Consider the following 13,315-nt stretch of genomic DNA (forward strand, 5'->3'; position numbering starts at 1 on the left):
CGGGAACCCACGGGTGCCCCCGCTCGTTCACTCGTGCCGAGTGGACGCGAAGTTGCTGGTGACGGCACCGGGCAACCGACGAGGGGATCGCCGGCGTGGATCGGTCGACGACCGGTCGCGGCGGCGCAGGGTAGAAGGTCTTCACGATCATGATCCGGATTCCGCGTCGCGGTCCCCGCGGGGTCTGAACCGGCGGTCGTCGAATCCGATGCAACGGTTCGGTTCCGGCGAGTGCCGGGGCGCGCGAGCCGGATGGCGTCGAGGATCGTGCCAGAGGTCGGCTGATGTACGAACAACACTTCGGATTCCACACCATGCCTTTCCGGGTCGTTCCGAGCCCGTCGTTCCTGTTCCCGTCGGACACGCACGAGGAGAGCCGGGCGCGGATCCTGTACGGAATCCGGGAGAACCGCGGATTCGTGGTCGTGACCGGTGCCGTCGGGCTGGGCAAGACCACGGTCTTGCTGTCGGTGCTGGAGGAACTCGAGGACTCGCTCGAGATCGCGCTCGTGGTTCATCCGGTGCAGTCGTTCCGCGAGCTCCTGCGGCTCGTCTGCCTCGAGTTCGGAGTGCAGTTCGCCTCCGACGACGAGGTGACGATGCTCTGGGAGCTGAATCTCTTCCTGGTCGAACGGTTGTCCGAGGGCAAGAACTGCGTGCTGATGATCGACGAGGCGCAGAATCTGCCGGTCGAGGTCCTCGAGCGGGTCCGGACCCTGAGCAACCTGCAGACCGAGAGTTCGTCGTTGCTGCAGATCGTGCTCGTGGGCCAGCCCGAGCTGAGGACGAATCTCGACGACCCGCGTTTGCCGCAGCTCCGTCAGCGGGTCGGCGTGTGGCACGAGATCGGCCCATTGGACCGCGAGGACACCCGGAGCTACATCCGGCATCGCCTGAGGCTGGCCGGGGCGAGCGCACCCGAGGAACTGGCCCCGGAGTCCGTCTGCGATCGAGTCTTCTCGGCCACCCGCGGAATTCCCCGGCTGGTGAACCAGGTCTGCGACACCGCACTGGTGATCGCCTACGGACGCGACAGGAAGGTCCTCGGGACCGACCACGTCGACGAGGCCCGGCGCGAGTTGCGGCTGGACGTTGCGCCCGCTCCGAAGGCGCCGAACGCGAAGGCGGCGGCGGTCGAGGCACCCGATCCGGCCCCGTCCCCGCCCGAAACGGTCCCGGCCGACTCCCCGACGGCGACACGTCGGCACCAGTGGCTGCCGCCGGTCGCCGCGGTCGTGATCCTGGCACTGTTGGTGCTCGCTGCCTTCCGATTCGGGTTCGTGCCGGACTGGCCGCTGTCGTGGGCCACCGCGTCCGACGAGTCGGGGTCCGAGGTCGAGGTGGTGGCCCCCGATCCGACTCCGGCCGCCGCGCAGAGCGCCGCGACGCGATCCGTGCCGGAGTCCTGGCTCGCGTCGGTGTCCGACGTCCGGTCCTGGCGCGAACAGGGGCGTCCCGTCTACACCGCCTACGTGGCGAGTTTCCGCGACCCCGATGCGGTCGCCCGGTTCGCGGACGACCTCGTCGTCGAGAACGAGGACTGGACCGTCCCCCTCTTCGTCGAGACCACCGGAGACGACCCACCCTGGCACCGCGTCTACGGTGGCGCCTACGCCGACCGCTCGGACGCCCAGCGTTTCGCCAGGAAGATCAAACAGGACGGAAGTGTGGACTTCGCACACGTGAAGAGACTGGCGCCCACGGCCGAGGACATCCTACCTTCGGTGTTCACGGCTCCCGCCGAATCCAACCCGGGAGAGTCGGGATGAGCAGTATCCGTGAGGCCCTCAAGCGCGCCGAGCGAGAGCGCCGCGCGCGCCTGGTGGGCGACGATTCCCCGCCATCGCACGCCACTGCCGTACCCGAGGCCGATCCGGTCTCGGCGGTGCCCGAGGCAGCGCCTGCCCGTCGATCCGATCCCACGCCCGCGGATCTGCGGGTCGTCCATCCGAACCCGGTTCCGCTCGTCGAGGTCCCGATCGAGCTGACCGAGGAGCTCGGACGGTTCCGGCACGCCGTCGAGAGCGCACTGCCGCAGCCGCACCGCACCGTGGCCATGACGAGTGCCAACGGAGGTGAGGGGACGACCACGCTCACGGTGCTCCTGGGAACCAGCCTGGCCGTCCGTGACGGGCGGAAGACCTGCATCGTCGATGCGAACTTCAAGTCGCCGCGTGCGAGCAATGTCTTCGGCCTGCTCGGTCAGCCCGGCTACTCGGACTACTGCACCGGGAAGGCGGAGCTGAGTCGCGTGTTGCGACGTACCGAGTCTCCCGATCTGTTCGTCATGGGAATCGGCACCGACGTCCTCAATCCTTCCCTGGTGCTCAGTCACGAGCGGGCCCGAGGGCTCGCGTCCGAACTCGGACAGCGTTTCGACTACGTCCTGTTCGATTGCGGTCCGGCGCTGACGACCGCCGAGACCACGCAGGTGGCGGCCACGGTCGACGGCACGGTGCTCGTCGTCCGCGCCCATCGGACCAAGCGTGAAGTGCTGGCCAAGGCGGAGAAGATGGTTCGCCTCGGCGGAGGAAGCGTGATCGGCGCCGTGCTGAACCGCCGGCACTTCCCGATCCCGGAACAGATCTACCGGCGCCTCTGATTCCGGAGGCGGCGCTCGCGGCTGCGCTCCGGCTGCTCTTCGTCACCGGGGCCGGGACGACACGTCCGGGCCGCTGACGGCACCCTCGAACGACATCGCGGCGTTCGCCGACGACGCCGCCCCGGGCCGCATCCGGGCCGAGCGGATCCTCCGAGGAGCGCGACGATGAAGCAGCGACGACTTGGCGTGTTCGTGATGATCGATGCGCTGGGCTTCCGATTCCTGCGCGAACACGAGTTCTTGCCGGAGTTGGACTTCCGGGTGGGATTGCGCACCGTCCTCGGCGATTCCGGCGCCTGCCAGCCGACACTGCTCACCGGCCGCCTTCCCCACGCGCACGGCCATGCTGCGATGTTCCAGCGGGCGAACGGCACCACTCCGCTCGCCGTTGCCAGGCGCTACGCCTGGTTGCCGCCGATCGTCCGCGACGACCCCCGCATCCGCCGTCGTATCCACGCGAGGGTCGCCGACCGGATCGACGCCGACTTCTCGCTCTACGAGTGTCCGACGCGCCTGCTGCCCGAGTTCGATCTGGCCGCGCACGGCCGCATGTTCGAGCCCGGCAGCGTGCGCCGAGGGACGAACATCTTCGATCGATTCCGCGAACTGGGAATCCGGTACCGGCACTACGACTCGAGGACCCCGGAGGAGCAGAACATCCTCCGGTCCGAGGACGACCTGCGGTCCGGCGACGTCGAGATGCTCTTCCTGTACCTCCCGGCGCTCGACGGTCTCCTGCACGAGCACGGGACGGCCGGCGACCCGGTGTTCACACACCTCGCATGGTACGAGGACCGGATCCGGCGACTGCGGGAGATCGCCGAGGAAACGGCCGAAGAGGTCGAGCTGTTCGTCTTCAGTGACCACGGCATGAGCGACGTGCACGGCGCGATCGCCCTGGTCCCCGAGATCGAGCGGGTCTTCGGGCGCAACGGCGGTCGCTACCTCGCCTTCTACGACTGGACCATGGCTCGGTTCTGGAGCGACGACCCCGGTCTGCTCGAAGACCTGCGGGCCGCACTGGGCGATCGGCACGATGGGCGCTGCATCCACGAGGACGAGAAGGCGGAACTGGGGATCGCCTTCGAGGACCGCAGCCAGGGCGACCTCCACTTCGTGGTCGACGAAGGCCTTCTGATCGTTCCCAGCTACATGGGGCGTACCATGTTGGCCGGCATGCACGGTTACCACCCCGACGCGGTCGACGCCGATGCGTGTCTACTCGGGAACTTCTCGCCGTCGCTCGATCCGACCCACATCCGCCATGTCTACGACCTGATGGACGCCACGGCGGGCCGGCTGGTCGGGGAACGCGTGTGACGGGCGTCCTGCGCCCCGTCGATTCCCGGAGTCCGATCGCGCGTGGCGTCGAGGTGCGGGCCCGTGCGTCAGAGCAACACGGTCTCGATGTAGTCCCGAAGGGCGTCGCGCCAGTGCGGTTGGGGGCGGAGTCCGATCAGGCGGGCGTGGAGGCCGTCCATGGCCTCCATCCGTGGCCGGGGCGCGGGCAGCGGGAACTCGGCGGAGCTGCAAGGATCGACGCGGCAATCGCGGACGCCGGCGAACTCGACGATCGCGCGGGCCATCTCGTAGCGTGAACACATGCCGTCGTTCGCCGCGTGGAAGGTTCCGTAGTGCCCGGTCTGCAGGAGTTCGAGGCAGCGACGGCTGATGTCACGGGTGTAGCAGGGGCTGCCGAACTTGTCGTCGACCGCCCTGAGGACATCCCGGCCGCGCGCGAGTTCGATCATCTTCGCCACGAACTTCTTGTCCTCCGCGCCTCCGCCGAACATCCATCCGGCCCGGACCACGTAGTGGTGGGGGACCAGCTCGCGGACGGCGACTTCGCCAGCCCACTTGCTGCGAGCGTAGACACTGGCCGGGGCCGGGTCGTCGAACTCGTGGTAGGGCGTCGGTTTGGATCCGGCAAAGATGCTTCCGGTACTGATATAGACCAGGTCGAGTTCGTGGCGACGACACAACAGAGCGACGTTGCGTGTACCCACCGCGTTGATCGCGTAGGCCTCCTCGGGCCGCTTCTCGCAGTCGTCGACCTGCGTCATGGCGGCGAGGTGGAACACGGCATCGGGGCGAAAATTCGCGACAGCCCGGTCGAGACCAGCGGCGTCGGTGACGTCGATCCGATCCTGCGGATCGTGGGCGAGACGCTCGATGTCCGTCGGCCAGACCTCGTGCCCCTGCTCCTCGGCCTGGGCGGACAGGGCGCGGCCCATCATGCCGCGGGCGCCGGTGATGAGAAATCGCATGTCTTCGATGGCCTCGTCGTCGGGGGTCACGCGTGCAATTGGAACGTCGCGGATCAAGATTGCGCGAAGCGCCGATGGTGATCGCGTGGATCGTCGTCGGGGCGGAGCGTTCCGCGGGCGTCCGACGCTGCAACCATCATAGTCACTGGAACTTGCCGTGAACACCGGAAAGGCGACACGAGCGTCGGACATGCTCCGATCCGGTGATTCTGTGGGTTGGGTCGTGTGAATTCCCTGTGCTATACTCCGTCCCATGAGTACCGAAACCCGGACAGTGCGTTTCCTGGACCTCGAGGCCCAGAACGCCCCCATCCGAGACGAGGTTCTGGCCCGGTGGGGCGAGATCCTCGACAGCAACGCCTTCATCCTCGGACCCGCGGTCCGCTCGTTCGAGCAGGCCTTCGCCGCGTACTGCGAGGCGGAGCACTGCATCGGAACGAGCTCGGGCACCACGGCCATCCAGCTCATGCTGATGGGCGCTGGGGTCGGTCCGGGCGACGAGGTGATCACGGCCCCGAACACCTTCATCGCCACGGTCGAGGCCATCGCGGCGGTCGGCGCCACTCCGGTCTTCGCCGACGCCGACCCGACGACCTGGCTGCTGGACCCGGAGGCGACCGAGGCGGCGATCACCGAGCGCACGAAGGCGATCATGCCCGTCCATCTCTACGGAATTCCGGTCGATCTCGACCGGTTTCGTGTATTGGCGGACCGGCACGGCCTGCTGTTGATGGAGGACGCGGCGCAGGCCCACGGTGCGCGCTGGAAGGGTCGGCGGATCGGTCACGGCAGCTACGGCGCCGGCTTCAGCTTCTACCCTGGCAAGAACCTGGGAGCCTTCGGCGACGGTGGTGCCGTCGTGACCAACGATCCGGAACTCGCTGATCAGGTGGAAGCCCTTCGACACCATGGTCAAGCCGAGAAGAACGTGCATGCCGTCCCCGGCGTGACGGGTCGACTCGATTCGCTCCAGGCTGCCGTCCTGGAGATCAAGCTGGGTCGTCTCGACGCGTGGAACGCACGGCGGCGTGCCCATGCAGCTCTCTACCGTGAACTCCTGGCCGGCTCACGGTACTCGACGCCGCAGGCCCCCGAGGGCTGCGAGCCGGTGTATCACCTCTTTGCCATCAATCATCCGGAGACCGACAGAGTACGGACCGCGCTGACGGAGAACGGCATCCAGTGGGGGATGCACTACCCTCGGGCGGTGCACCGCCAACCCGCGTTCGCCCATCTCGGAGCCGAGGGGGCGTTTCCGATCGCCGAGTCGATCTGCGACAACATCGTGTCCCTGCCGATGTATGCGGAGCTCGCGGATTCGGACGTCAGGCGGGTGTGCGAGGTCCTCCTCTCGGTCGATCACGAATGATGTGACGGTGGTGATGCGACGACGCCGAAGTATTCCGGACCAGCGATGAGAGACTCTCGGTTCCTCGACCCGTCAACCTCGTGCTCGAACATCCTTGGACGGCTCCCCAGATGAAGAAAGACGCGACTGCCCTCGATCTCGCCACGATCAACGAGGTCGTCGAAGCACACGAACCGCTCCGCCTGCGCATCGGCTCGCCCCGGTACGCATGGTGGGAGCGTGCCATCAAACGGGCGTTCGACATCGTGTTCGCCCTCACGGTGCTCGCCCTGGGCGCCCCTGCCTTCTTCCTGATCGGTCTGCTCGTCAAACTGAGCAGTCCCGGCCCGGTCCTGTTCTGCCAGACGCGTCTCGGTCGAGACGGTCGACCGTTCGTGTTCTACAAATTCCGCTCGATGCGCCACAACAACGACGACCAGGTGCACCGGGAGTTCTGCGCGGACTTCATCAGCGGCAACGGGCAGGACGAACCGCAGGTCTTCAAGATGGTGGAGGACCCCCGCGTCACGCGGATCGGTGGATTCCTCCGCCGGACGAGCCTCGACGAGCTCCCCCAGTTCTGGAACGTCCTCAAGGGCGAGATGAGCGTGGTCGGACCGCGACCGCCGATCGCCTACGAGTACGAGCACTACCAGGAATGGCACAAGGATCGCTTGAAGGTGAAACCCGGCTTGACCGGGCTCTGGCAGGTGAGCGGTCGCAGCCAGGTCGGCTTCGACGAGATGGTCATGCTCGACCTGCACTACATCAGCCGCTGGAGCCTGCTGCTGGACCTCCGGATCGTGGCCCGGACCCTTCCGGTCATGGTACGGGGAGAGGGTGCCTACTAGAATCCGGAGACCGAGCGAATCCACCCGGGCCGCGACACCGCATCGCCAGCCCGCGAGCATGGGTCCGCAGACGAGGAGCGAAACGCCGTGACGTCACCCGTCCGCGTGGGGGTGATCGGGGTCGGCTACTGGGGCCCCAACCTGCTGCGCAACTTCAACAGCATCAAGGGCGCCGAGGCCACCTGGTGCGCCGATCCGAACGAGGCCCGCCTGCGGCACATGGCCAATCTCTATCCGGGGGTCCGGACCACCACGGACTACGGAGAGATCCTGGCCGATCCGGACGTCGACGCCGTGGTCGTGGCCACTCCCGCCAACACGCATTGCGAGATCACCTGCGAGGCCTTCGCGGCCGGTAAGCACGTGTTCGTGGAGAAGCCCATGGCCGTCTCCACGGTCGAATGCCATCGCATGGTCGAGGCCGGACAGAAGGCGGGCCGGAAGCTCATGGTGGGCCACACCTTCCTGTTCAACAACGCGGTGCACCGGATCAAGGAACTCATCGTTTCCGGTGAACTGGGCGACATCTTCTACGTCTACGTGAATCGGGTGAACCTGGGCCTGTTCCGTGAGGACTGCAACGTGGTGTGGGATCTTGCCCCGCACGACATCGCGATCCTCAACTGGTTGCTCGATTCCACGCCCGAGCGGCTGACGGGCAAGGGGCACGCCTACGTGCAGCCGAAGATCGAGGACGTGGCCTTCATCAACCTGCATTACCCGAACGACGTCATGGCGCACCTGCACGTCAGCTGGCTCGATCCCAACAAGGTGCGCACGATCACCGTCGTCGGGAGCAAGAAGATGCTCGTGTACGACGACGTGTCGAACACCGAGAAGCTGCGGGTGTACGACAAGGGCGTGACCGTGCTTCCCCACTACGACACCTTCGGCGAGTTCCAGCTGAGCTATCGCTACGGGGACATCGTCATCCCGAAGATCGACGGAGCCGAACCGCTGAAGAACGAGGCCGAGCACTTCGTGCAGGCCATCGTCGAGGACGTTCCGCTGCGCAGTGACGGGCAGAGCGGACTGGACGTCGTGCACGCACTCGAACTGGCCTGCGCGTCGATCTGCGACGACGGGCGGAGCCTGGAGTTCGATCCGGCCCGCACCGTGGGCTGATCGTCGTGAGCGACGGAGCGGACCGCCTGCGGGTGGCCTTCGTCGTGGACTCCCTGGTCGTGGGGGGCGCCGAACGCGTCGTCGAGGCACTGGTCACCGGCCTGCAACACGAGGGCTTCGAGGTGGTCGTCGGATGCCTCCGCGGTCCCGGACCGATCGGTGAAGCGCTCCGTGCGCGCGGCGTCCGCGTGGACGAAGGACTCGCGACGCGTCGCGCGGACCCTCTCCAGATTCCCGCGGTGATCCGGTGGCTGCGCGGTGTGGGTGCCGAGGTGGCCTTCGTCCTCGATCACTCGAATGCGCTGTTCTTCGGTAGAGTGGCAGCCCGCTTCGCCGGGATTCCGGCGGTGGTGGGGGTCCACCGCACGCGACGCGCGGACGGATCCCCCAGCCTCGGACGGATCGATCGTCTGCTCGAGCCGTGGACCGCGGCGGTCGTCGCCGTCAGCCACGGCCATGCCGAGTACCTGGCGCAGTTCGAGGGCGTGGACCGGTCGCGGCTGCGGGTCGTGTACAACGGAGTCGACGTGGACCGCTTCGCCGCGAGCGCGGAGCCGGGATCGCGGGCTCCGGCGCGTGGCCGCCTGGGTCTTCCGAAGGCAGCCGTGGTGTTCGCGGTCGTAGCGGCTCTGAGACCCGAGAAGAACCACGAATCCCTGTTAGGAGCCCTTGCAGCGCCAGAACTCGCCGCCGTTCACCTCGCCGTGGTGGGCGACGGCGCGCGGCGGGATGCACTCCGCGTCCGGGCCGCAGAACTCGGTGTCGACACGCGGGTCCATTGGTTGGGTTGGCGCAACGACGTCGAACAGGTGCTCGCCGCTGCCGACGGCCTGGTGTTGCCATCCCACCCGAACGTGGAGACGTTTCCGATGTGCGTGCTCGAAGCCATGGCGGCCGCGCGGGCGGTGGTGGCCACGCGGGTCGGTTCGCTCGACGAGATGGTCGAGGAGGGACGCACGGGCTGGCTGGTGCCGCCCGGTGATGCCGCGGCCCTGCGGGCCGCGCTCGTGGAGGCCGCATCGACTCCACGGGAGAGGCAGCGCCGGGGCGAGGCGGGTCGTGCGCACGTGATCGAGAACTTCACCGAGGCACGGATGGTGGCCGGCGTTGCCGCCGTCCTCCGGGAGGCGGTCCGAGGGTGAGTGCGAAGGAGGGGCGGATCGACCTGTTCGGCGCGCTGGAGGGGTTCCGGCGGCGCTTCGAGCCGCGACTCGAGGCGGCCCTGGAGCGCCGCGAGCACCGGTACACGCCTCGCCTGGTCCAGGCCCTCCGATATACGCCCCTCGCCGGCGGCAAGCGACTCCGTCCGCTGGTCATCGAGCTCTTCGCGCGCCTGGGTGAGACGGGAACCGAGCGGGAGTGGCTGGACGCCGGTGTCGCCGTGGAGCTGATCCACAGCTGTTCGCTGGTCCTCGACGACCTTCCGAGCATGGACGATGCCGCCCTGCGTCGCGGACGTCCGACCTGCCACGTCGTCTACGGACTCGACACCGCGATCCTGGCTGCCAACGCGCAGCTCATGCTCGCCTTCGAGATCCTCGGCGAGCTCGAGACCTGGAGACCGAAGCTCGAGGCGACGTCGCTGATGGCCCGCTCCGTGGGTGTCGGGGGCATGATCGGTGGACAGCACGTCGATCTGCACCTGGCCGACGAGGCCCGCGACCTCGACGCGCTGGAGTACATCCACCGACACAAGACGGGCGTGCTGTTCGAAGCGTCGGCCCGCCTCGGTGTGCGTCTGGGGGGCGCCACCGACGGCGTGGAGGAGTGCGCCGCGGTGTACGCGCGGAACCTGGGTCTGGCCTTCCAGATCAAGGACGATCTGCTCGACGTGACGGCCAGTGCCGAGCAGATCGGCAAGGACACGCACCAGGACCGCGAGCACGGGACCTTCGTGGGACGACTCGGGCTGGCCGAGAGCGAGGAGATCATGCATCGTCTGCTCGCGACGGCCCGTGAGTCGATCGGGCCGCTCGGCGGCCACGACCCCGAGACGCTGGGCCTGTTGCACGCGGTGTGCGACTACGTCGGCGTGCGCCGTCACTAGATTCCCGCGCGCTCCACGAGGTCGGTCCTTGGACGAACCGCCGGTCGACAGTCGGCACGACCCGCAGCGCCTCGAAGAGGGGCTGCAGCGGTTGCGCGAACTCGGCTACCTGCAGACCCCGGCGGAATCCTACGTCGCCGCGCGCGTGGGCCGGGCGGGTTCGCGACGTCGGTCGGCCGCCGCTGCCGGGGTCTGGATCGGCGGCGGCGGTGGTCTGATCATCTCGTTCCTGCTCACGCTCTCGGCCGTGGTGTCCGAGCCGATCCTGCTGGAGCGTCCGCGCAGTCTGCTCTGGCTGTGGTTGGACATGACGGCGGTGCTGGTGGTCCTGGCCGGTCTCGGCACCGGTGCGGTGGCGTGGGGACTCTTGGCCTCTTCGGAACGGGGACGGGGACCGACGGTGGCGCGCGTCGAGCGGCTGTTGCTCTGGTTGCCCGGCCTGGTCGCGTCGTTGTACCTCGCCGATCGTCTCGGGCGGGTGGCCCTGGTCGACCTCTCGGGTCCGTCGTGGTTGCTCGGAACCTCGGCGGTGGCGGTTCTGGTCGGGCTGGTCGGAGCGCTGGTGTCGTGGAGTCTTTCGGGCGCACTGGCGCTGGCGCGTCTGCAGGGTCGCGGGGTCTTCCGCCCCGTGAGACTGCGAGCCTGGGAACGACCCCTGCCGTTCCTCGTGTTCGCGGCGGCGGCGGCCTCGATCCTCACCGCCGGACCCTATCGGGGCCTCGACCCGATCCCACGTCTGGGAGAACTCGAGGTCCGCGTCTCGGGTCCACCGACGCGGATGCTGGTCGTCGCCGTCGACGGTGTGACCGGTCCCGTCGTCTGGCCGGGCGACGATCGGCCCCGGCCCGGCGTTCCCCGCGCCCAGGACGGACGGCAGCATCCGGCCGGGTACTGGAACGAGCTGGCGACCGGCTTTCCACCGTCCGAACACGGGCTCGGCTCGGCGTCCGCTGCGGGCCCGCGCGGCTTCGACCAGGGGATCGGCGGCCTGACCCGGGATCCGGTCCTGGCCCTGCTCGTGCGCCATCTGCTGCCCGGCGTCGGTCTCGGTCGTACCGTCGCGGCCGACCGGCGCGACCTGCGTCGGCCCCCGGTCTGGGAGATCCTGGCGGCAGCGGGCCGTTCCGTCCGGGTCGTCAACTGGTGGGCGACGTATCCCGCCATGGTCGTTCCGGGACTGGAGGTCGTGTCCGACCGTCACTTCCTCCGTCTGCACGACGGGCGCGGCGACGGACCGGGACTCGTGGCACCGCCGGACCTGCTCGTGGAGGACGCCAGAGCCTGGCGGACCGAACTGGAGGCGGCGCGACGACGGATCGAGGGCTACACGCGCGGGCGGGACTGGCTGGACGACCATTCCGCGTCCGAGCCCGTGCGACAGGCCTGGGACCTGGCAACGGGAGCGGACCTCTACCACGTGGCCCGGGCGATCGAGGCCGGGCGGGGAACCGATCTCGTCGTCGTGCATCTCAACGGGATGGACATCGTCCGCCGCGCCCTCGAGCGGTCCGACGTGGAGGCCACGGCGTCCCCGGGGCTGCGCTCGGCGCAGGAGGCCTATGTCCATGCGTTGCTCGAGCGACTCGTCGACGCCTGGAGCGGCGAGGTGGTCACCGTACTGAGAGGCGCCGACGACGGCCGATCGGTGTGGGCGAGAGGACCCACAGCCATGCCACGGCGTGCGAGGGCCTGGGCGCCATGGTTGCTCTGGTCGCAGGGCGTGGTCCCGCCGCTCGACATGGAGCTCCCCTCGCGCCTGCGCGGATCCCCGCTACCGGCCGATCGTCCGGAGACCTACGGCCGGACGGATCCTCCGCGGTATCCGGCCGGCCGATCCGTCGACGATCTGGAGCGACTGCGAAGCCTGGGCTACATTGACGGTTGACCTGCACGAAGCCCGGAGGGCTCCCATGCGACATCGATTCCACGTGACCCTGGCCTTGGCCGCTGCCTGCGCGCTCACGCTCAACGCCTGCAGCCAACCGCCGCGAGAGCCGCGCTCGGACCCGGCCGCGGACCTACCCGCGCCTCCGGCCGACGACACCGACGGGAACGGGACCAAGGTCTACGACCTCGAGTCCGAGGGCGAGTTCCCACCGCCGCCCCGAGACGTGGAATTCGAGGAGGACCAGCTCCCACCGCCGGAGACCTTGCCGTCGACCCCGATCGGCGCGGCCGCGGACACCGTCGCGGGCCAGGACGTGGAGCCCCGGAAGGTGGAGCCCAGCGTGGAGGTCCCCGTCGAGCCGACCGCCGAGGCGGATCGACGCTCCGAGACCCTGGAGACCGCGCGCGGCTGGCGTGTGCAACTGGCCGCGGCCGGTGCCCGGGGCGACGCCGACCGCGTCGCGCGTGAGGCCTCGGCCCGTCTCGGCGTGCCGTGCTACGTGGACTTCGAAGCACCACTGTTCAAGGTCCGGGCGGGCGACTTCGTGGACCGTGCCGAAGCCCTTCGTCTGCGCGACCGCGCCCGGGCGAACGGCTACGACGGAGCCTGGATCGTGACCACCGAGGTCGTGAGCGGCCGCGGCTCTTGACGCGGCGCCGGTCTCGACTACAATTGCGTACTCCGCGGCGATCGCGACGGGATCGAGGATCTGCGACGACGTCCGTGGCCGCCCGGAACACCGGATCGCGAGTTCCGGTACGGGAGCGGGAATAGCTCAGTTGGTAGAGCACCACCTTGCCAAGGTGGATGTCGCGGGTTCGAGTCCCGTTTCCCGCTCCATTCAGTCTTCTAGCCTGAACGGACTTGGGCGGCATAGCCAAGTGGTAAGGCGACGGACTGCAAATCCGTTATTCCCCGGTTCGAATCCGGGTGCCGCCTCCAGCTTCGGCCGTGCCTCCGGCAGGCCACCGACGGTTCGATCGATCGTGCGCGACACCGATCACCGTCGGGCGAGATCGACGGGCGATGCGGAGGCATCGCCCGTCGTTCGTTGTCGGACCCGGGTGCCCGGGTGGCGGAACCGGTAGACGCGCTGGACTTAAAATCCGGTGGGGCTCACGCCCCGTGAGGGTTCGAGACCCTCCCCGGGCACCACGAGTTCGCGTCGGGACCGGCGGCGCGACGGC

Annotated in this window: 11 protein-coding genes and 3 tRNA genes; 13 read left to right on the top strand and 1 reads right to left on the bottom strand. The window is 68.5% G+C overall.

What is annotated here, in order from left to right; genetic code table 11:
• The first annotated feature begins 284 nt into the window (after nt 1-284).
• The 3 genes from VKA86_15365 to VKA86_15375 all read left to right on the top strand — a co-directional run bounded on the left by VKA86_15365 (nt 285) and on the right by VKA86_15375 (nt 3,922).
• Nucleotides 285-1,769 (top strand): AAA family ATPase, encoded by a 1,485-nt coding sequence (locus VKA86_15365; GenBank protein ID HKK72589.1) that lies wholly within the window; start codon nt 285-287, stop codon nt 1,767-1,769.
• Entirely contained in the window at nt 1,766-2,602 is an 837-nt protein-coding gene (locus VKA86_15370; protein ID HKK72590.1) for a CpsD/CapB family tyrosine-protein kinase, read from the top strand. The genes VKA86_15365 and VKA86_15370 overlap by 4 nt, the downstream gene beginning before the upstream one ends.
• Before the next feature lie 165 nt (nt 2,603-2,767).
• The gene (locus VKA86_15375; protein HKK72591.1) at nt 2,768-3,922 is read left to right on the top strand and encodes an alkaline phosphatase family protein; all 1,155 of its coding nucleotides are present in this window, start codon (nt 2,768-2,770) and stop codon (nt 3,920-3,922) included.
• 68 nt (nt 3,923-3,990) lie between these two features.
• Here VKA86_15375 and rfbD read toward each other — a convergent pair whose 3' ends face one another.
• Nucleotides 3,991-4,869, bottom strand: coding sequence for a dTDP-4-dehydrorhamnose reductase (rfbD, locus tag VKA86_15380; protein HKK72592.1), 879 nt, complete (start codon nt 4,867-4,869; stop codon nt 3,991-3,993).
• 274 nt (nt 4,870-5,143) lie between these two features.
• Between rfbD and VKA86_15385 the strand changes: the two genes are divergently transcribed.
• The 10 genes from VKA86_15385 (at nt 5,144) to VKA86_15430 (ending at nt 13,283) form a co-directional block, all read left to right on the top strand.
• Nucleotides 5,144-6,238, top strand: coding sequence for a DegT/DnrJ/EryC1/StrS family aminotransferase (locus VKA86_15385; protein HKK72593.1), 1,095 nt, complete (start codon nt 5,144-5,146; stop codon nt 6,236-6,238).
• Nucleotides 6,239-6,348: 110 nt separating this feature from the next.
• Nucleotides 6,349-7,068 carry an exopolysaccharide biosynthesis polyprenyl glycosylphosphotransferase gene (locus tag VKA86_15390; GenBank protein HKK72594.1) on the top strand — a complete coding sequence of 240 codons (720 nt, stop codon included), beginning with the start codon at nt 6,349-6,351 and terminating at the stop codon, nt 7,066-7,068.
• 87 nt (nt 7,069-7,155) lie between these two features.
• Nucleotides 7,156-8,193, top strand: coding sequence for a Gfo/Idh/MocA family oxidoreductase (locus VKA86_15395; protein ID HKK72595.1), 1,038 nt, complete (start codon nt 7,156-7,158; stop codon nt 8,191-8,193).
• A gap of 5 nt (nt 8,194-8,198) precedes the next feature.
• Nucleotides 8,199-9,335, top strand: a complete 1,137-nt coding sequence (locus VKA86_15400; protein ID HKK72596.1) for a glycosyltransferase — start codon at nt 8,199-8,201, stop codon at nt 9,333-9,335.
• Nucleotides 9,332-10,240 carry a polyprenyl synthetase family protein gene (locus VKA86_15405; protein ID HKK72597.1) on the top strand — a complete coding sequence of 303 codons (909 nt, stop codon included), beginning with the start codon at nt 9,332-9,334 and terminating at the stop codon, nt 10,238-10,240. Before VKA86_15400 ends, VKA86_15405 begins: the two co-directional genes overlap by 4 nt.
• A gap of 28 nt (nt 10,241-10,268) precedes the next feature.
• On the top strand, nt 10,269-12,125 hold the full coding sequence (locus VKA86_15410) for a hypothetical protein (protein HKK72598.1): 1,857 nt from the start codon (nt 10,269-10,271) through the stop codon (nt 12,123-12,125).
• A gap of 25 nt (nt 12,126-12,150) precedes the next feature.
• Nucleotides 12,151-12,777, top strand: coding sequence for an SPOR domain-containing protein (locus VKA86_15415; GenBank protein ID HKK72599.1), 627 nt, complete (start codon nt 12,151-12,153; stop codon nt 12,775-12,777).
• 115 nt (nt 12,778-12,892) lie between these two features.
• Nucleotides 12,893-12,968 (top strand) — tRNA-Gly (locus VKA86_15420).
• A 27-nt stretch (nt 12,969-12,995) separates the two neighbouring features.
• A tRNA-Cys gene (locus tag VKA86_15425) sits at nt 12,996-13,070 on the top strand.
• A 124-nt stretch (nt 13,071-13,194) separates the two neighbouring features.
• Nucleotides 13,195-13,283: transfer RNA gene (locus tag VKA86_15430), tRNA-Leu, on the top strand.
• Nucleotides 13,284-13,315: the final 32 nt, after the last annotated feature.

The organism is Candidatus Krumholzibacteriia bacterium, from assembly GCA_035268685.1.
In the GTDB taxonomy this organism is placed as follows: domain Bacteria; phylum Krumholzibacteriota; class Krumholzibacteriia; order JAJRXK01; family JAJRXK01; genus JAJRXK01.

Excerpts from the sequence above, each read along its gene's own strand:
- VKA86_15365 (HKK72589.1), top strand. The coding sequence starts at position 285 with ATGTACGAACAACACTTCGGATTCCACACCATGCCTTTCCGGGTCGTT.
- VKA86_15370 (HKK72590.1), top strand. The coding sequence starts at position 1,766 with ATGAGCAGTATCCGTGAGGCCCTCAAGCGCGCCGAGCGAGAGCGCCGC.
- VKA86_15375 (HKK72591.1), top strand. The coding sequence starts at position 2,768 with ATGAAGCAGCGACGACTTGGCGTGTTCGTGATGATCGATGCGCTGGGC.
- rfbD (HKK72592.1), bottom strand. The coding sequence starts at position 4,869 with ATGCGATTTCTCATCACCGGCGCCCGCGGCATGATGGGCCGCGCCCTG.
- VKA86_15390 (HKK72594.1), top strand. The coding sequence starts at position 6,349 with ATGAAGAAAGACGCGACTGCCCTCGATCTCGCCACGATCAACGAGGTC.
- VKA86_15415 (HKK72599.1), top strand. The coding sequence starts at position 12,151 with ATGCGACATCGATTCCACGTGACCCTGGCCTTGGCCGCTGCCTGCGCG.